This is a genomic window from Streptomyces sp. NPDC107654 (assembly GCF_055639035.1).
The window spans coordinates 64,831-83,339 of the sequence record NZ_JBVKBI010000012.1; the positions used below are offsets into that span (position 1 = coordinate 64,831).

At 74.0% G+C, this 18,509-nt stretch carries 16 protein-coding genes and 1 pseudogene; 11 read left to right on the top strand and 6 right to left on the bottom strand.

The genetic code is table 11. The features are described from left to right. Positions 1-48 precede the first annotated feature (48 nt). Entirely contained in the window at positions 49-1,545 is a 1,497-nt protein-coding gene (locus tag ACZ7N4_RS21970) for a cytochrome P450 (protein WP_471360119.1), read from the top strand. A 983-nt stretch (positions 1,546-2,528) separates the two neighbouring features. Here ACZ7N4_RS21970 and ACZ7N4_RS21975 read toward each other — a convergent pair. Next, positions 2,529-3,518: an RluA family pseudouridine synthase gene (locus ACZ7N4_RS21975; RefSeq protein WP_471360121.1), complete on the bottom strand. Its 990-nt coding sequence runs from the start codon at positions 3,516-3,518 to the stop codon at positions 2,529-2,531. Positions 3,519-3,606: 88 nt separating this feature from the next. On the opposite strand from ACZ7N4_RS21975, the gene ACZ7N4_RS21980 reads away from it, so the two are divergent. The 3 genes and pseudogenes from ACZ7N4_RS21980 (at position 3,607) to ACZ7N4_RS21990 (ending at position 5,363) form a co-directional block, all read left to right on the top strand. Further along, positions 3,607-4,188: a GNAT family N-acetyltransferase gene (locus ACZ7N4_RS21980; RefSeq protein WP_471360122.1), complete on the top strand. Its 582-nt coding sequence runs from the start codon at positions 3,607-3,609 to the stop codon at positions 4,186-4,188. A 66-nt stretch (positions 4,189-4,254) separates the two neighbouring features. After that, positions 4,255-4,389, top strand: a pseudogene (locus ACZ7N4_RS21985) (ABC transporter permease); the annotation flags it as partial. Between the two features lie 35 nt (positions 4,390-4,424). After that, the gene (locus tag ACZ7N4_RS21990) at positions 4,425-5,363 is read left to right on the top strand and encodes a 5'-nucleotidase (RefSeq protein ID WP_471360124.1); all 939 of its coding nucleotides are present in this window, start codon (positions 4,425-4,427) and stop codon (positions 5,361-5,363) included. Between the two features lie 8 nt (positions 5,364-5,371). Here ACZ7N4_RS21990 and ACZ7N4_RS21995 read toward each other — a convergent pair whose 3' ends face one another. Beyond that, positions 5,372-6,220 (bottom strand): siderophore-interacting protein, encoded by an 849-nt coding sequence (locus ACZ7N4_RS21995; RefSeq protein ID WP_471360126.1) that lies wholly within the window; start codon positions 6,218-6,220, stop codon positions 5,372-5,374. Positions 6,221-6,334: 114 nt separating this feature from the next. Next, positions 6,335-7,255: a 5'-3' exonuclease gene (locus ACZ7N4_RS22000; RefSeq protein ID WP_471360128.1), complete on the bottom strand. Its 921-nt coding sequence runs from the start codon at positions 7,253-7,255 to the stop codon at positions 6,335-6,337. Between the two features lie 155 nt (positions 7,256-7,410). On the opposite strand from ACZ7N4_RS22000, the gene ACZ7N4_RS22005 reads away from it, so the two are divergent. The 4 genes from ACZ7N4_RS22005 (at position 7,411) to ACZ7N4_RS22020 (ending at position 11,978) form a co-directional block, all read left to right on the top strand. Further along, the gene (locus ACZ7N4_RS22005; RefSeq protein ID WP_471360130.1) at positions 7,411-8,490 is read left to right on the top strand and encodes a quaternary amine ABC transporter ATP-binding protein; all 1,080 of its coding nucleotides are present in this window, start codon (positions 7,411-7,413) and stop codon (positions 8,488-8,490) included. Further along, on the top strand, positions 8,483-10,300 hold the full coding sequence (locus tag ACZ7N4_RS22010) for an ABC transporter permease/substrate binding protein (protein ID WP_471360132.1): 1,818 nt from the start codon (positions 8,483-8,485) through the stop codon (positions 10,298-10,300). Before ACZ7N4_RS22005 ends, ACZ7N4_RS22010 begins: the two co-directional genes overlap by 8 nt. Before the next feature lie 382 nt (positions 10,301-10,682). Beyond that, the gene (locus ACZ7N4_RS22015; protein ID WP_467928936.1) at positions 10,683-11,255 is read left to right on the top strand and encodes a helix-turn-helix domain-containing protein; all 573 of its coding nucleotides are present in this window, start codon (positions 10,683-10,685) and stop codon (positions 11,253-11,255) included. A gap of 3 nt (positions 11,256-11,258) precedes the next feature. Continuing rightward, positions 11,259-11,978 (top strand): helical backbone metal receptor, encoded by a 720-nt coding sequence (locus tag ACZ7N4_RS22020; protein ID WP_471360134.1) that lies wholly within the window; start codon positions 11,259-11,261, stop codon positions 11,976-11,978. Here ACZ7N4_RS22020 and ACZ7N4_RS22025 read toward each other — a convergent pair. Next, entirely contained in the window at positions 11,890-13,047 is a 1,158-nt protein-coding gene (locus ACZ7N4_RS22025; RefSeq protein WP_471360136.1) for a TDT family transporter, read from the bottom strand. The two genes, ACZ7N4_RS22020 and ACZ7N4_RS22025, sit on opposite strands and share 89 nt — an antisense overlap. 70 nt (positions 13,048-13,117) lie before the next feature. Here ACZ7N4_RS22025 and ACZ7N4_RS22030 point away from each other — a divergent pair, with 70 nt between their 5' ends. Further along, complete coding sequence (locus tag ACZ7N4_RS22030; RefSeq protein ID WP_471360138.1) at positions 13,118-14,035, top strand: LysR family transcriptional regulator; 918 nt, start codon at positions 13,118-13,120, stop codon at positions 14,033-14,035. Positions 14,036-14,097: 62 nt separating this feature from the next. After that, positions 14,098-15,048 carry a phosphotransferase gene (locus ACZ7N4_RS22035; RefSeq protein ID WP_471360140.1) on the top strand — a complete coding sequence of 317 codons (951 nt, stop codon included), beginning with the start codon at positions 14,098-14,100 and terminating at the stop codon, positions 15,046-15,048. 404 nt (positions 15,049-15,452) lie between these two features. Here the strand turns inward: ACZ7N4_RS22035 and ACZ7N4_RS22040 are convergent, their stop codons facing one another. Together ACZ7N4_RS22040 and ACZ7N4_RS22045 are read right to left on the bottom strand one after the other, a co-directional pair. Next, entirely contained in the window at positions 15,453-16,139 is a 687-nt protein-coding gene (locus ACZ7N4_RS22040) for a gamma-glutamyl-gamma-aminobutyrate hydrolase family protein (RefSeq protein WP_471360142.1), read from the bottom strand. A 172-nt stretch (positions 16,140-16,311) separates the two neighbouring features. After that, positions 16,312-17,049, bottom strand: a complete 738-nt coding sequence (locus ACZ7N4_RS22045) for a FadR/GntR family transcriptional regulator (RefSeq protein WP_471360145.1) — start codon at positions 17,047-17,049, stop codon at positions 16,312-16,314. 95 nt (positions 17,050-17,144) lie between these two features. Between ACZ7N4_RS22045 and ACZ7N4_RS22050 the strand changes: the two genes are divergently transcribed. Beyond that, on the top strand, positions 17,145-18,503 hold the full coding sequence (locus ACZ7N4_RS22050) for a glutamine synthetase family protein (RefSeq protein ID WP_471360148.1): 1,359 nt from the start codon (positions 17,145-17,147) through the stop codon (positions 18,501-18,503). The last annotated feature ends 6 nt before the right edge of the window (positions 18,504-18,509 follow it).

The following is an 18,509-nucleotide window of genomic DNA, read 5'->3' on the forward strand; positions in this document are numbered from 1 at the left end:
TCCGTTTCCCTGCCTTCTTTCCCGTTTTCCCGTCCCGGAGCGACCACTGTGACGCCTGAATCCCCCTCACCCACCGGCACACACGACACCCTCTCCGGCCCGCCGCCGGGCTGCCCCGCGCACGGCCTCGGCACCACCGGGCCGCGCCGGCTCTACGGCCCCGACGCGGAGGACCTCGGCGACCTGTACGAACGCCTGCGCGAGGAGCACGGCCCCGTCGCACCCGTGCTGCTCCACGACGACGTACCGATGTGGGTGGTCCTCGGCCACGCCGAGAACCTCCAGATGGTGCGCCAGGCCTCCCAGTTCACCCGTGACAGCCGGATCTGGACCCCGCTGCTCGACGGCAGGGTCAAGCCCGACCACCCGCTCATGCCGCACATCGCCTGGCAGCCCATCTGCTCCCACGCCGAGGGCGAGGAGCACAAGCGGCTGCGCGGCGCCGTCACCGCGGCCATGGAGACCATCGACCACCGCAGTGTGCGCCGCCACATCGGGCGCTACACGCAGATCCTGGTCAACAGCTTCTGCGAGCGCGGCCGGGCCGACCTGGTCTCCCAGTTCGCCGAGCACCTGCCGATGGCCGTGATGTGCGAGATCCTCGGCATGTCCGAGGAGTACAACGACCGGATGGTGCAGGCCGCCCGGGACGCCCTCAAGGGCACCGAGACCGCCATCCAGAGCCACACCTACGTCATGGACGCGCTGAGCCGGCTCACCACCCGGCGGCGCGCCCGGCCCGAGGACGACTTCACCAGCCACCTCATCACCCACCCGGCCCGGCTCACCGACGACGAGGTCCGCGAACACCTGCGGGTCGTCCTCTTCGCGGCCTACGAGGCCACCGCCAACCTCCTCGCCAACGCCCTGCGCATGGTCCTCACCGAGCCGGGCTTCCGCGCCCAGCTCAACGGCGGGCAGATGACGGTGCCGGAGGCGATCGAACAGTCCCTGTGGGACGAGCCGCCGTTCAGCACCGTCTTCGGCTACTACGCCAAGCAGGACACCGAGCTGGGCGGACAGCGGATCCGCAAGGGCGACGGGCTGCTGTTCGCGCCCGCGCCGGGCAACGTCGACCCGCGGGTACGGCCCGACCTGTCCGCGAGCATGCAGGGCAACCGCGCGCACCTCGCCTTCGGCGGCGGCCCGCACGAGTGCCCCGGCCAGGACATCGGCCGCGCCATCGCGGACGTCGGCGTCGACGCGCTGCTCACGCGGCTGTCCGACATCCAGCTCGACTGTGCCGAGGAGGAGCTGCACTGGCGGTCGTCCATCGCCTCCCGGCACCTGGTGGCCCTGCCGGTCCGCTTCGAACCCAAGCCGCAGCAGGACGTCGACCTGCCACCGCAGGCCATGCCCCTGCCGCAGCAGCGCTCCCACTGGCAGGTCGGCACCCTCAGCACCGACCCCACACCCCCCGCCGCCCCCCAGCCCACCCCCCGCCCCACCCCCACCCCCGCCCCGGCCCCGCCCCCCGCGGCACCGGAGCCCCTCCGCCCCCGCGGCCTGTGGCGCCGACTGCTGGCGTGGTGGCGCGGGGAGTGAGACCGGGCGGGCCGCCTGCGCGTTCCGCTGGCCGCTCGGGGGCCGGGAGCGGCTGCGGGCCGGCCCGGGCCGGGTCGGCCGCGGGCCCGGGCCAGTGGTCCGCGGGGCCGGGCCGGTCGTCCACGGGTGCCGTTAGCGGCTCGTGTGTCCCGGGCCGGCCGCCTGCGGGTACGGAGTAGTCGCGTGCGGACCCGGGTCGGCCGTCCGCGGGGCCCGTTGGTCGCGCGCGGGCGGGGCCGGGCCGGTCGCCCGCGGGTCCGGGGAATCGCGCGCGGGCCTGGGCTGGTCGTCTGCGGCCCGTGAGCCACTCGGGAGCCCGAGCCGACGGCTCGCGGATCCGGGGTGGTCGCATGCGGATCCGGGTTGGTCGGTTGTGGGTCCGGAATTGGTCGGCCGGGGTCCGTGCCAGTTGGCCGCGGGCCTGGGCCGGTCGCCTGCGGGTCCGGGTAGTCGCTCGCGGGCCGGGGCAGTCGTGCGGATCAGGCTGGCCGCTCGTGGGTCCGGGCTGGTCGTCCGGGGTCCCGTTAGCCGCTTGCGGGGCCGGGCCGGCCGACTGCGGGTCCGGGGTGGTCACGTGCGGCCCCTGGCCGGCCGCCTGCGGGTCCCTTTCAGCCGCTCGCCGGCCCGGGCAGTCGCCTGCGGGTGCGGGCGGGCTGACCACGGGTGTCCCGCCAGCCGTCCGTGGTCCAGCGCCGACTGCGGGCCAGGGCAAGTCGCCTGCGGGCCTGGGTCAGTTGCCCGCGGCCTCCGCCCGGCCGCCCGCGGGTCCTGCTAGCCACCCGCGGGCCCGGGCCGGCCGCTGGCGAGTCAGGGCAGGCCGCCCCCCAACCCTGGCCAGCCGCCCCCCGCCCCTGGCCAGCCGTCCACGGAACCCGGGCATGCCACCCCCGGCCCCTGGTTCGCGTCGGTGGAACCCGGGCAAGCCACCCCCAGCCCCTGGCCAGCCGTGCACGTAACCCGGGCAGGCCACCCCCGACCCCTGGTCAGTCGTCCGTGGAACCCGGGCAAGTCGTCCGTGGGTCCGGCCGGCCGTCTGCCCAGGCGTCGTACGACGTCCACGCCCGGAGGCTGCGGCGGCTGGTGAAGGTGTGGGCCGTACCGGTGACCGGGTCGGTGAACTCCAGGGTGTGGGCGAGCAGTTGCAGGGGGCGTCGGAAGTCGCCGGGCGGCACCGGGGGAGTGACCTCCGGGTACAGCGGGTCGCCGAGGATGGGGACGCCCAGGGTGTTCAGGTGGACCCGGAGCTGGTGGGTCTGGCCGGTCGCCGGGAGGAGGCGGTAGCGGGCCAGGCCGGCCCGGTGCCCGGTCAGTTCCACCCGGGTCTCGGCGTTCGGCTCGCCCTCGACCTCCCGGGCGGCCTGCACCCCGCGCTCCTTCACGATCCTGCTGCGCACGGTCCGGGGCAGGGTGAGCGCGGGATCGTACGGCGCCACGGCCTCGTACTCCTTGCGCACCCGCCGGTCCCGGAACAGCCGCTGGTAGGCGCCGCGTTCCCCGGGCCGTACCGTGAACAGCACCAGTCCGGCGGTGAGCCGGTCCAGCCGGTGGGCCGCCGTCAGCGTCGGGATGTCCAGCTCGCGGCGGAGCCGGGCCAGCGCGGTCTCGGCGACGTGCATGCCGCGCGGGGTCGTGGCCAGGAAGTGCGGCTTGTCGGCCACCACGATGTGCTCGTCCCGGTACACCACCTCCACCGGGAACGGCACGGGCACCTCGGCGGGCAGCTCCCGGTGGAACCACACGAACATCCCCGGCCGGTACGGTGCGTCCGGTGCCACGGCCCGCCCGTCGGCCCCCACCACCAGCCCCGCGGCGAACATCGACTCGACCATCCCGGGCCCGGCCCCCGTGAGCCGTTCCACGAGATGTTCCCGCACGGTGGCCCAGGCTCCGTCCGCCGGCAGCCGTACCCGTACGGGGTCGACTCCCCGGCGCTGGGGGAGCGGGGCGGGCGGGGGCGGGGTACGGCGTCTCATCGGGGTCAAGGGTACGGGGGCGCGGTCACCCGTGCGGCGGACGAAAAGGGGTGGGCCGCCGGTCACCGCACTCGGCAGGATGTCGACCATGCCGTACCTCACCAGCCCGGTCATGACACCCGGCACCCTCGCCCGTACGCCCCAGCCCACCGTTCCCGCCGACGACGACCTGGTCCTGCGCCCCTGGCGGCCCGAGGACGCGCCCGCCGTGCACGCCGCCTTCCAGGACCCGGTGCTGCGGCAGTGGCACATAAGGTCCTGTGACTCCGCCGAGGAGGCCGCCGGCTGGATCGCGCAGTGGGAGCAGGGCTGGGCCGACGAGCGCGACGCGCAGTGGGCCGTCGTCGACAGCGCCTCGGACGAGCTGCTGGGCCGGGTCGCGCTGCGCCAGATGCTGCTGGGGGACGGTGTCGCGGAGGTGGCGTACTGGACGGTGGCGCGGGCCCGGGGCCGCGGTGTCGCCGCGCGCGCCACGGCGGCCCTGGCCCACTGGGCCTTCGAGGAGGTCGGCTTCCACCGCCTGGAGCTCACGCACGCCACCGCCAACGAGGCCTCCTGCCGGGTGGCCGGCAAGGCCGGTTTCGTTCTGGAGGGCACCAAGCGCAGCGCCCTCAACCACCAGGACGGCTGGCACGACATGCACCTGCACGCGCGGGTGCGGGGCGACTGAGCCGTCGTATGCCGTCGTATCCGTCGGCGTGGCCGCTCCCTTGTGGAGCGCCTCATACGCGATACATCGGGCCGTTCGGCGCTGTCCGGGCAGCCCCACCGGGACGACGTCCTGGGCCGCGGCGGCGCGCTGCTCGCTCTGGCGGTCGCGGCGGTGGGGCTGTCCATCCGTACCTTCCGCTCGTACCAGCGGTCGGTGTGACGCCGTAGGGGCCGGCCGGTGTGAGGATGGACGACATGCCGGCCTACGACCTCGCGAACCGACTCGTCGTCGGTGTCGCCTCCAGCGCCCTGTTCGATCTGCGGGAGTCGGACGCGGTCTTCCGCGAGCAGGGCGAGGAGGCGTACCGGGCCTACCAGGAGGAAAACCGGGACAACACGCTCCAGCCGGGTGTCGCCTTCGGGTTCATCCGCAGGCTGCTGTCGCTGAACGACCTGGGCGAGCCGGGGGATCCGCTCGTCGAGGTCATCATCCTCTCCCGCAACGACCCGGACACCGGCCTGCGGGTGATGGGTTCGATCCGGGACCGTCACCTGCCCATCACCCGCGCCGTCTTCATGCAGGGCCGCTCCCCGTACCCGTTCATGCCCGCGCTGAACATGTCCCTGTTCCTGTCGGCGAACGGCGACGACGTGCGCGAGGCCGTGGCCGCCGGGCTGCCCGCGGGGCACGTCCGCGGCGGGGCGTACCCGGACGACCTCGCCGACCGGGAGCTGCGGGTGGCGTTCGACTTCGACGGGGTGCTCGCCGGCGACGCCGCCGAGCGGGTGTACCAGGCCGACGGACTGGAGGAGTTCCGCGCGCACGAGGCCCGTCACGCGGCGACCCCGCACGATCCCGGGCCGCTGCGGGACTTCCTCGCCGGGGTGAACCGGATACAGCGCCGCGAGGAGGAGCGGCGGGCGAGCGATCCGGACTACGCGGTCCGGGTCCGCGTCTCCATCGTGACCGCGCGCAACGCCCCCGCCCACGAGCGTGCCGTGAACAGCCTCAAGGAGTGGGGTCTGCGGGTCAACGACGCCTTCTTCCTCGGCGGCGTCGACAAGGGGGCGGTGATGAGGGTGCTGGACCCGCACATCTTCTTCGACGACCAGGTGACCCATCTGGAGAGCACGGCCCGGACCACGCCCAGCGTGCACATCCCGTTCGGCAGGATCAACCGGACGGCCCCCTGAGGGCCCGCTCAGGCCGCCGCTGCCGCCACGCCCTCCTGCTCGGCCTCGACGCGGGCGTTCCAGTCCCGCTTCGAGGCCTGCCAGCCGTCCTCGTTGTGGCCGAGGCGCCAGTAGCCGGAGATGGACAGGTCCTCGCGCGGGATCTGCCGCTCGACCCGGAGCAGGCGGCGCAGTTCCTTCACGAAGCCCGCCTCGCCGTGGACGAAGGCGTGCACCCGGCCCTCGGGGAAGTCCAGGCCGCGTACGGCCTCCAGGAGGGCCGCGCCGACCGGGCGGTCCCCGCGGTGCAGCCAGACGACCTGCACCTCGGTGTCGATCTTCTGCTCCTCCTCGGGGCCGGACACCTCGACGAAGGCGTGGGCGCGGGCGCCGGCGGGCAGGGCCTCCAGGGCGCGGGCGATCGCGGGCAGCGCGCTCTCGTCACCGGCGAGCAGATGCCAGTCGGCGGCGGGGTCGGGCGTGTACGCGCCGCCGGGGCCCATGAAGCGAACCGTTTCGCCGGGCTGTGCGCGCAGAGCCCAGGGGCCGGCCAGGCCCTCGTCGCCGTGGACGACGAAGTCCAGGGTCAGCTCGCACCGGACCGGGTCCCAGGCGCGCACGGTGTACGTCCGGGTCACCGGCCACTGCTCGCGGGGGAACTCGGCACGGATCCGCTCCAGGTCGAAGGGTTCCGGGTAGGTGACCCCGTCGGCGCCGAAGAGCAGCTTCACGTAGTGGTCGGTGCAGGTGTCCGCGGCGAATCCGGCCAGGCCCTCGCCGCCGAGGACCACGCGCTGCATGTGCGGGGTCAGGCGCTCGGTGCGCACCACCTGGGCGGTCTGGGGCTTGCGCGGCTTTCGTCCCGGACGTTCTGCCATCACGGCCTCCTGCGAGGTTGGTTAGGTTTACCTAAGTTAGCATCTCGCTCCGGTGTGCCACCCCTCTTTCCGAGCCCCCTGCGTGATCGCTTTACCTGAATATTCCGCTCGGGTTCACCGCGCCAGCGTCGTCAACAGCCGCTGCAGGGAGCCGCCGAGACCCCACCTGCGCGCCAGCTCCTCCAGCGCCGCCGGGTCGCGCGGGGCGTGCGGCAGCGCCGTACCCACGTCCGGCAGCGGCACGTCGTCGGCCACCCGCACCACCTTCGGCGCGACCGCGACGTACGGCCGGGCCTCGGTGAGCCGCCTGCGCTGCGACGGCGTGAGCTTCGCCCCCGGGTCGTCGACCGCCGCCATGATCCCGGCCAGGTCGCCGAACTCGGCGAGCAGCTTGGCGGCCGTCTTCTCGCCGATCCCGGCCACGCCCGGCAGGCCGTCGCTCGGGTCGCCGCGCAACAGCGCCAGATCCGCGTACCCGCGCCCGTCGACGCCATACTTCCCGCGCAGCACCGCCTCGTCGGTCAGCTGCAGCGTGCCCACGCCCTTCAGCGGATACAGCACCCGCACCCCGCGCGCGTCGTCCACCAGCTGGTACAGGTCGCGGTCGCCGGTGACGATGTCCACCGGGCCCTTCGCGCGCGCGGTGAACGTGCCGATCACGTCGTCCGCCTCGTACCCCGCGACGCCGACGCGCGCGATGCCGACCGCGTCCAGCACCTCCTCGATCACCGGCACCTGCGGGGCCAGGGTGTCCGGCACCTCCTCCGCGTCCGGCGCGCCCTCGTGCTCCTCGGCGACCCGGTGCGCCTTGTAGGTGGGAATCAGGTCCACCCGCCACTGCGGGCGCCAGTCGGCGTCCATGCAGGCCACCAGGTGCTCCGGCCGGTGGTCCTTGACCAGCCGGTCGATGAAGTCCAGCAGCCCGCGGACCGCGTTGACGGGCGTGCCGTCCGGCGCCTTCACGGAGTCCGGGACGCCGAAATAGGCGCGGAAGTACAGCGAGGCGGTGTCGAGAAGCATGAGTCGTCCGGTCACGCACGCATCATGCCGCACGCCACCGACAGCGGCCCCGGCTCCCGGAACGCGTTGCGTGACGCGCACTGCCGTGAACCGGGCCACTTGCGGGTTTGCCCGGGCTTGACCTGGGGAGGCGCCGCCTCTGTCCTGTCCCCGCCAGACGAGAGGTCCGCGTGTCATCAGCCAGGCTTGAGGCGGAACACCTGTTCAAGGTGTTCGGCAGACGACCGGAGCAAGCAGTGGAACGCCTGCGCGAGGGCGCCGACCGGACGGAGCTGCGCGCCGACGGCGCGACCGCCGCCGTGATCGACGCGTCGTTCCGCGTCGCGGCCGGCGAGATCTTCGTGGTGATGGGGCTGTCCGGCTCCGGGAAGTCCACCCTGCTGCGCATGCTCAACGGGCTGCTGGAGCCGACCGCGGGCAGCGTCCGCTTCGACGGGCAGGACTTGGCCGCGCTGTCCGACCGGGCGCTGCGCGAGCTGCGCTCCCACAAGATCAGCATGGTCTTCCAGCACTTCGCGCTGTTCCCGCACCGCAGCGTCCGCGACAACGCCGCCTACGGCCTGGAAGTGCAGGGCGTGCCCCGCGCCGAGCGCGAGCGCCGCGCCGACGAGGCGCTCGCCCTGTGCGGCCTGGCCGGCTGGGAGACGTCCTGGCCCGACGAGCTGTCCGGCGGCATGCAGCAGCGCGTCGGCCTCGCCCGCGCGCTCGCCACCGACGCCGACGTGCTGCTGATGGACGAGTCCTTCAGCGCCCTGGACCCGCTCATCCGCCGCGACATGCAGGACCAGCTGCTGGAACTGCAGAAGACCCTGAAGAAGACCATCGTCTTCATCACCCACGACCTCAACGAGGCCATGCGGCTCGGCGACCGCATCGCCGTCATGCGCGACGGCCGGATCGTCCGGACCGGCACCGCCGAGGACATCCTGCTGCGCCCCGAGAACGACTACGTCGCCTCCTTCGTCCAGGACGTCGACCGCTCCCGGGTGCTGACGGCGGGTGCCCTCATGGACACCTCGGTCACGGCCGACGCCCCGCTGTGCGGCTGCGAGACCGCGACCCGCGAGACCCCCTTCACCCGGCTGTGCGCGATCAGCGCCCGGTTGTCCCACCGCGTCTCCGTCGTGGACGAGGCGAACCGCGTCATCGGTGTCGTCCCCCGGCAGCGGCTGGTCGGCTTCCTCGGCGAGGAGACGGCCGGCCCCGCACCCTGCGACAACCCGGAGGGCAAGGTGATCAGCCGTGCCTAGGATCCACCTCGGCGACTGGGTCGACTCCGGCGTCTCCTGGCTGGTCGATCACCTCTCCTGGCTCTTCGACGCCGTCAAGGCGGTCATGGAGGGCATGTACGACGGCATCGACGCCGTACTCGCCGCCCCCCAGCCGTTGCTGACGGCCGGCATCCTCGCCGTGCTCGCCTGGTGGCTGCGCGGGCTGCTCGCCGGTGTCCTCGCCTTCGCCGGGTTCGCCCTCGTCGACTCGCTCGACCTGTGGGACCGGGCCATGTCCACCCTCGCCCTGGTCCTCGTGGCGACCGTGATCGCCCTGGTGATCTCGATCCCGCTGGGCATCTGGGCCGCCCGCTCCAAAGCGGTCAGCGCCGCCGTACGGCCGGTCCTGGACCTGCTCCAGACCATGCCCTCGATGGTGCTGCTGATCCCGGCGATGCTCTTCTTCGGCCTGGGCACCGCCGCCGGTGTCGTCGCCACCCTGATCTTCGCGCTCGCCCCCGGCGTCCGCATGACCGAGCTGGGCATCCGCCAGGTCGACGCAGAGCTGGTCGAGGCCGCCGAGGCGTTCGGCACCAGCCCGCGCGACATCCTGTGGCGGGTCCAGCTGCCGCTCGCCCTGCCGACCGTCATGGCCGGCGTCAACCAGGTGATCATGCTCGGCCTGTCCATGGTCGTCATCGCCGGCATGGTCGGCACCGGCGGCCTCGGCGGCGCCGTCAACGAGGCCATCGGCCGGCTCGACATCGGCTACGGCTTCGAGGCGGGCGTCGGCATCGTCGTCCTCGCCATCTACCTCGACCGCGTCACCGGCGCGCTCGGCACCCAGCTCTCCCCGCTGGGCCGCAGGGCCGCCGCGAAGGCCCCCACGCGCGCGTGGTCGTACCGCCCGCGCCCGGCCGTCGCCGTGACCGGGGCCGTCGTCCTCGCCCTAGTCGCCGGCGGACTCGGGATCTTCGGCTCCTCCGCCGGTACCTCCGAGGCCTCCGGCACGGACGTCGGCAAGGGCAAGGAGATCCGGATCGGCTACATCCCCTGGGACGAGGGCATCGCCTCCACCTTCCTGTGGAAGGAACTCCTGGAGGAACGCGGCTTCGAGGTCACCACGACCCAGTACGCGGCCGGCCCCCTCTACACCGGCCTGGCCACCGGCCAGCTCGACTTCCAGACCGACTCCTGGCTGCCCACCACCCACGCCGAGTACTGGACGAAGTACGGCAGGCAGCTGGACGACCTCGGCAAGTGGTACGGACCCACCTCCCTGGAGCTGACCGTCCCGTCCTATGTCAAGGACGTGAACTCCCTGACGGACCTCAAGGGCCACGCCTCCGAGTTCCACGGGAAGATCATCGGCATCGAGCCCAGCGCGGGCATGATGGGTCTGCTGAAGAGCAGGGTGCTCAAGGAGTACGGGCTCGACGGCGCCTACGACGTGGTGGACGGCTCCACACCGGCCATGCTCGCCGAGCTGAAGCGCGCCTACGCCCGCAAGGAGCCGGTCGTCGTCACCCTCTGGTCGCCGCACTGGGCGTACAGCGACTACGACCTGAAGAAGCTCAAGGACCCCAAGGGCGCCTGGGGCCGGGGCGACGGGGTGCACACCCTCGCCCGCAAGGGCTTCGCCGCCGACAACCCGCAGGTCGGCCGGTGGCTGAAGGACTTCTCGATGACCGAGGAGCAGCTGACGAGCCTGGAGGCGCAGATCCAGAAGTCCGGCAAGGGCAAGGAGCAGGACGCCGTGCGCGGCTGGCTGCGGCAGCACCCCGGCCTCGTCGACAAGTGGGCGCCCGTCACCGCCCGGGACGGCGCCACCAGCCAGGCGGCCGGGTGACCTGACCGGCCCGGACCGCCTCCCCGGGGGGCGGGCGCCGCCGGACGCCCCCACGCGTCCGGCGCTGCCCGCCCCCCGTTGTTTCCCCTACGGCAGGAATCCGGCCAATCACCGTCCGTGCGGACCGTTGGCCCGCCGGGCTGTCGCGCCCAGCTGGTCGGCATCTTCATCCCCCAGGGTGACCGGGTCACGGACCGGTCACCGGCCCCCAAGTGCTGGCGCGAACTGAGAGGGTGGGGGATCACGGGCATGCCGGGGATGCGACAGGCACGTGAAACGGTTTGCCGAACATGCGTAGGGTGCAGAGAAGTCATCGGAAGAGATGCGCCCCGCAGCGGGCACCCGGACAGCGGCACGACGAGCGAGGGAGGGAGCCGGAGCGATGGGCGACCACAAAGAGCAGCAGCCCGTGCGGGTGGGCGCGGCCGTCCGGCGGCGCCGCCGTGTGCTGGAACTGACCCTCGCCGCCGTCGCCGAGCGCAGCGGCCTGTCGGTGCCGTTCCTCAGCCAGGTCGAGAACGACAAGGCCCGTCCCAGCCGTACGTCCCTGGAGAAGCTGGCCGACGCCCTGCGCACCACCGCCGTCGAGCTCCTCGCCGCCGCCGACCCGGCCGCCAGCGTCGACGTCGTGCGCGCCGAGACCCTCCCCGAGGGCGACTTCGACCCGCGGACCCGCTCCCTGGTGCGCGGCCACCACCAGCTGCACGCCTCCGAGTTCACCGGCGACCACGACGCCGGCCGCGAGTTCCAGCACCGCAACGACGAGCTGATGTACGTCGCCGACGGCGCGGTCGAGATCGAGGCCGAGGGACGCGCGTACCGCCTCGGACGCGGGGACACGCTGTACCTCACGGGCGGGGTACGGCACCGGTGGCGGGCCACCGTCCCGGACACCCGGATCATCGTGGTGGCGGTGGCCGAGCACATCGAGGCCGTGCAGGACAGGGCCCGCTGACCGGTGCGAGTCGTCTCCCTGGTCCCGTCCCTCACCGAGGCGGTGGCCGTCACCCTGCCCGGCGTCCTCGTCGGCGCCACCGACTGGTGCGATCGTCCGGCGGACCTCGACGTCACCCGGATCGGCGGGACGAAGAACCCGGACGTCGACCGCGTCATCGCCCTCGCCCCCGACCTGGTGATCGCCAACGAGGAGGAGAACCGCGCCCCGGACCTCGACGTGCTGCGCGCCGCGGGCCTTCACGTGCTGGTCACCGAGGTGCGGAGCGTGCCCCGGGCCTTCACCGAGCTGGACCGGGTGCTCACCGCGTGCGGTGCGCCGGCGCGGCCCGTGTGGCTGGACGCGGCGGAGGCGGCCTGGGCCGGCCTGCCCGGGGCGGCGGCACGTACGCGGGCGGTCGTACCGGTCTGGCGCCGGCCCTGGATGGTGCTCGGGCGGGACACCTTCGCGGGCGACGTCCTGGCCCGTCTCGGCGTGGACCACGTGTACGCCGGCCACCCCGAGCGCTATCCCCGCGTCCCGCTGGAGGAACTGCGGGCGGCGGGAGCGGAACTGGTGGTGCTGCCCGACGAGCCGTACCGGTTCACCGCCGACGACGGCCCGGAGGCGTTCCCCGGCCTGCCCTGCGCGCTGGTCAGCGGGCGGCACCTGACCTGGTACGGGCCGGCACTGACGGAGGCGCCACGGGTGCTGACCGAGGCGCTGCGGGCAGCTCACCGCTGAACAGGCCGCGCACGGTGCCCCAGGCCGCCGCGAGCCAGGCGGCCACGAGGACGCCGTACAGACCGGTGGCCGTGGCGTCGTACATCGCCAGTCCCGTGTGCCGGGCGAGGGCGGCGGCGCCGGTGACACAGGTGCCCACCGGGAAGGTGAACGACCACCAGGTCAGCGAGAAGCCCATGCCCCGGCGCCGGGCCCGCACCACGTGCGCGGTGGCCAGCCCCAGCCAGAGCAGCGCGAACCCCATGACCGGCACCCCGTAGAGCACGGCGAAGACGTCGAGGCCACGGTCGTAGGGGGCCGGTACGACCCCGGGGGCGGCGTCCGCGACGAGGGCGACCGCGGTGGTGGACTGCCCGAGCGGGCCGAGGACCAGGAAAAGGGTCGGGGTCAGCACGAGCGGCAGCGGCCCGCCGGTGAGCAGCCGGGCGAAGATCAGCGGCAGCATCACCAGCACGGCCAGCAGGCTCAGCCCGAACAGCGCGAAGCAGGCCAGCAGCAGGGTCTCCCGGGGCTGCCCGGGCGGCAGATGCGGCACGAGCAGGGGGCCGGCCGAGGCCGACACCATGGGCGCGACGAGCGGCAGCAGCCACACCGGGGTGGCCTGGGCTGCGTCGACGCGGTGCCGTACGGCCATCAGGTAGGGCACGGCCACGGCTGCCGCGAGCCCGATCACCGTACCCGTGGAGAACAGCACGGTGTCCAGGGCGACGGCCGTCCACGCGCCGATCAGCTGCCGGCCCGCCGTCAGGGCGCCGCCGCCCACCGAGAGCAGGGCCATCGCCAGGCAGCCGTAGAAGGGGGCCATGGCCGGGTCGAGGAGGTGGGCGCGGGCCTGGTCGCGGTGGCGGCCCCAGTGCCAGGCCCGGGCGGCCAGCAGGGTCAGCAGCAGGAACAGGGACAGCGCCCAGACAGCCGCGAAGACACCGCGCGGCCCGTGCACCGGTCCCGGCAGCGCGACACCGGCCGAGCCGACGACGGCGGTGCCCATGACGGCGGCGTACCAGTTCGGACCGAGGTGCCGGATCCGGGCGGCGCGGGGGAGACGGAGGGGCTCGACTGCGGTGACCATGCCCCTACGATCCCGTAACCGATCGCCCCTGACCAGGGAGTTCCCGTCTATGAGGGCATAAGCTGGTCTTATGAGCAAGGCGGAGGATCAGCGGACGGCATCCCTGGCGCACCGGGTGCCGGACCTCGCCGCGCTGGAACTGCTGCTGGCCGTGGCACGGCTGGGCAGTCTCGGCGCGGCGGCCCGGGAGGTCGGCATCACGCAGCCGGCCGCGAGCAGCCGGATCCGCTCCATGGAGCGGCAGCTGGGGGTCGCCCTCGTCGACCGCTCGCCGCGCGGCTCCCGGCTCACCGACGCGGGCGCCCTGGTCACCGACTGGGCCCGGCGGGTGGTGGAGGCCGCTGCGGCCTTCGACGCGGGGGCGCGGGCGCTGCGGGACCGGCGGGATTCGCGGCTCAGGGTCGCGGCGAGCATGACCATCGCCGAGTACCTGCTGCCCGGCTGGCTCCTGGCGCTGCACGCCGAACGGCCCGACACGGCCGTGTCGCTGCTCGCGGGCAACTCGGCGAAGGTCGCGGAACTGCTGCTGGCGGGCGACGCCGACCTGGGCTTCGTGGAGGGCCTGTCGGTCCCGCCGGGCCTGGACTCCGCGGTCATCGCCCACGACCGGCTGATCGTCGTCACCGCGCCGGGCCATCCGTGGGCCCGCCGCCGGCGGCCCCTGACGGCGGCGGAGCTGGCCGCGACCCCGCTCATCCTGCGCGAGCGCGGCTCCGGCACCCGGCAGGTCCTGGACGCGGCGCTCGGCGGCCTGGCCCGCCCGCTGATCGAACTGTCCTCCACGACGGCGGTGAAGGCCTCCGCGGTCAGCGGCGCCGGACCCTCCGTCCTCAGCGAACTGGCGGTGGGGGAGGAGCTGTCGATGCGGCGGCTGGTCAGCATCCCCGTGGAGGGGGTCTCGCTCCACCGGGACCTGCGCGCGGTCTGGCCGACCGGTCACCGCCCGACGGGCCCGGCCCGGGAACTGCTGTCGCTGACACGGGGATGACGGGTCGCCACCCGCGCGGAAAATCCTTGGCCCCGGCGCGGCCCGGCTCGCCATCATGCGGTATGACCCTCACCGCCCCGCCCGCCACCGGCGTCCGCACCCCCTGGGAAGACCTCCCGGCCGTCGTCCGCGACGCCGTCGGGGAGGTGCTCGGGGCACCCGTCGTGCGGGCCGTCACCCAGAGCGGCGGCTTCTCCCCGGGTGTCGCCGCCCGCGTGCGCACGGCCGCCGGCCGGGCCGGGTTCGTCAAGGCGGTGAGCGCCGACACCAACCCGCACAGCCCCGGCCTGCACCGCAAGGAGGCCCGCAACGCCGCCGCCCTCCCGGCCGCCGTACCGGCGCCCCGGCTGCTCGGTTCGTACGACGACGGCACCTGGGTGGCGCTGGTCTTCGAGGAGGTCGCGGGGCACCAGCCCGGCGTGCCCTGGCGGCGGGCCGAACTGGACCGCGTGCTCGACGCCGTGACCGAGCTCGCCCGCACCGGCACCCCGTCCCCGGTCGACGCCCCGCCCGTCGCCGAGGACCTCGCCGAGGCCTTCTCGGGCTGGCGCCGCCTCCTCGCGGGCGAGTCCGGGGACGTGCGCGGCCGGCTCGGCGCGTGGGTCGCCGGCCGTCTGCCGGAACTCGCGGCGCTGGCGGACGGATGGGCCGAGGGCGCGTCCGGGGACACCCTGGCCCACGGCGACCTCCGCGCGGACAACGTCCTGCTCACGGCCGACGGCCTCGTCTTCGTGGACTGGCCGCACGCCCTGCGCGCCGCGCCCTGGTTCGACCTGCTGGTCATGCTGCCGTGCGTGCGGGCCCAGGGCGGTCCCGACCCCGAGGCGGTGTTCACCGCGCACCCCCTCGGCCGGGCGGCGGCCCCGGACGCCGTGACCGCGGCGCTGGCCGCCCTCACGGGCTACTTCCTGCACGCCTCCCTCCAGCCGGCCCCACCGGGCCTGCCCACCCTGCGCCCCTTCCAGCGCGCGCAGGGGCTGGCCGCTCTGGCTTGGCTGAGGGGGCGGTGGTGACGGGGGTGGGCTGCGGCCGGGGTTGTCGGGTTTGGGTGTGGCCGGGGTCGGCGGGCGCGTGGCCTGAGCCGTTGGTTGCGGCCGGGTTCGCGGTGGCCGGCGTCGGCGGGCTCGGCCTTCCGGCGTGCGCCGGGGGTGGCTGCTTTGGTCTGGCTGAGGGGGCGGTGGCGGCGGGGTGGGCTGTGGCCGGGGTTGTCGGGCTTGGGTGTGGCCGGGGTCGGCGGGCGCGTGGCCTGAGCCGTTGGTTGTGGCCGGGGTCGGTGGGCGCGTGGCCTGGGCTGTTGGTTGTGGCCGGGGTCGGCGGGGGCGTGGCCTGAGCCGTTGGTTGTGGCCGGGTTCGCGGTGGCCGGCGTCGGCGGGCTCGGCCTTCCGGAGTGCCCGGGGCGAGGCCGCTCCGGTCCGGCTCAGGAGGCGGCTGTGACCAGGGCGCGCATCACCCGCAGGTCCTCGCCCATCTCCGGATGCCACTGCACGCCCAGCGCCCAGCCCCGGTCCGCCGGCAGTTCGACGGCCTCCACGGTGCCGTCGGCCGCGTAGGCCGACGGCACGAGGCCCTCGCCGAGCCGCTCCACCGCCTGGTGGTGGTACGTCGGCACCGTCGTCTCCTCCGGGACGATCCCGGCGTACAGCGTGCCCGGCACCGGCTTCACCGGGTGGCCGCCGAACGCGCCGACCACCTCCGCGTGCCCGTCCAGGTGCTGGACGAGCGTGCCGCCGAGGGCGACGTTCAGCAACTGCATGCCCCGGCAGACGCCGAGCAGCGGCACCCCCGCCGTGAGCGCCGCCTCGATCAGCGCCAGCTCCCAGGCGTCCCGCTCCGGCGCGGGCGGTCCGGTGCGGGGTGAGCGCTCGGCGCCGTAGCGAGCCGGGTCGACGTCCGGGCCGCCCGCGATCACCAGCCCGTCGAGCCGGGCCACCGCGGCCGCGGCGTGCTCCGGCGCGTCCGGCGGCAGCAGCGCCGCGAGCGCGCCGGCCCGCTGCACCAGCCGCGGATAGCCGGCCGCCAGCAGTACCGCGTCCAGCTCCCACACCCCCCAGCGCACCCCGGACTCCAGATACGTGCTCACGCCGATCAGCGGCCGTGCGGTCATGCTGCCCTCCCTGGAAAAGCGCCCCGCGTCGTCGGTGCCCGGCTTCATGAGTGCCGGTTCCCTCAGCACCCGGCTCCATCGGTGCCCGGCGCCCTCGGCGCCCGCTCTCAAACTGCCCACCCGCAAAGGTAGTCAGCAATACCTTTGTCGCCCCCACTTTCGCAGAACCGGCTCACGCCAGGAAGCCCCGCAGCAGCGCCGCCGTCCCCGCGCAGTGCTCGCGCATCATCTCCCGCGCCCCGTCCGCGTCCCCGTCCAGCACCGCCCCGACCAGCGCCGTGTGCTGCCGCTGGGAGTGCTCCAGGTTGCGCACCAGCAGCGGGATGCAGTCCAGCAGGTCGTTCACGGTGGCCCGGACCGCCGCGTACTGCGCGGTCAGCGACGGCGAACCGCACAGCTCGGCCAGCGTCAGGTGCAGCAGCGTGTCCGCCCGCCGGTAGTCCGCGAGCGGCGCCCCGTGGGTGCGGTCCAAGGCCTCCCGCAGCCGCTGCGCCTGCTCCTCGGCCAGCCCGTGCGCCGCGCACAGCCCGGCCGCGCCCACCTCCAACACCTCGCGGAAGCGGAGCACGTCCTCGATGTCGACCTCGGCGATCCGGCGCCGCAGCTCGTCCTCGCCGCCCGCGTCCTGGCGCGGCCGCACGAACGTTCCGCCGTACCGCCCGCGCCGCGCCTCCACCAGACCCTGGTCCTGGAGCACCTTCAGCACCTCGCGCAGCGTCACCCGGCTGATCCCGAGCCGCTCCGCCAGCTCCCGCTCGGCCGGCAGCCGCTCGCCGCCCGGCACCAGGCCCAGCCGGACGATCTGCAGGATCTGTTCCAGCGCCTCCTCGAAACCGTTGCCGGCCCGCACCGGCCGCAGCACCGGGGCGAGCCGGTCCTGAAGGCCGCCCGTACCCATGTCGTGCGACATCCGCCGTACCCCCTTCCCAAGCAATGGTTCTCCGCAATACCTTATGGCTCCCGGCCCGGCCGAAAAAGCGCGATGGCGCCGAAGGAGGCTCTCCCGTGGCAGACCGCACACCCCCGCTCAGCGTCGAGGAACTGCACGCCCTCGTCGCGGGCGGTGAGATCGACACTGTCGTCCTGGCCTTCCCCGACATGCAAGGGCGGCTCCAGGGCAAGCGGTTCGCCGCCCGCTTCTTCCTCGACGAGGTCCTGCACCACGGCACCGAGGGCTGCAACTACCTGCTCGCCGTCGACACCGAGATGAACACCGTCGACGGCTACGCGATGTCCTCATGGGAGCGCGGTTACGGCGACTTCGCCATGCGCCCCGACCTCGCCACCCTGCGCCGGATCCCCTGGCACCCCGGCACCGCCCTGCTCATCGCCGACCTCGCCTGGAACGACGGCTCCCCGGTCGCCGCCGCGCCCCGCCAGATCCTGCGCCGCCAGCTCGACCGGCTCGCCGCACTCGGCCACACCGCCCAGGTCGGCACCGAGCTGGAGTTCATCGTCTTCAAGGACACCTACGAACAGGCCTGGGACACCGGCTACCGCGGCCTGACCCCGGCCAACCAGTACAACATCGACTACTCCATCCTCGGCACCGGCCGCATCGAGCCCCTGCTGCGCCGCCTGCGCAACGACATGGCCGGCGCGGGCCTCACCGTCGAGTCCGCCAAGGGCGAGTGCAACCCCGGCCAGCACGAGATCGCCTTCCGCTACGACGAGGCACTGCGGACCTGCGACCAGCACGCCCTCTACAAGACCGGCGCCAAGGAGATCGCCGCCCAGGAGGGCGTCTCGCTCACCTTCATGGCCAAGTACAACGAGCGCGAGGGCAACTCCTGCCACATCCACCTCTCGCTCGCCGACGCCGACGGCCGCAACGCCATGGCCGACGGCGACGGGATGTCCGACGTCATGCGCCACTTCCTCGCCGGACAGCTCGCCGCCCTGCGCGACTTCTCCCTCCTCTACGCCCCCAACATCAACTCCTACAAGCGGTTCCAGCCGGGTTCCTTCGCCCCCACCGCCGTCGCCTGGGGCCACGACAACCGCACGTGCGCGCTGCGGGTCGTCGGCCACGGCCGCTCCCTGCGCTTCGAGAACCGCCTCCCCGGCGGAGACGTCAACCCCCACCTCGCCGTCGCCGGCCTCGTCGCGGCCGGCCTGTACGGGGTCGAGCGGAAACTGGAACTGCCCGAGCCCTGCCCCGGCAACGCCTACACCGCCGGCTTCGAGCACGTCCCGACCACCCTGCGCGAGGCCGCCGAGCTGTGGGAGAACAGCGCGATCGCCAAGGCCGCCTTCGGGGACGAGGTCGTCGCCCACTACCGCAACATGGCGCGCGTCGAACTGGAGGCCTTCGACGCCGCGGTCACCGACTGGGAGCTGCGCCGCTCCTTCGAACGCCTGTGAAAGGTC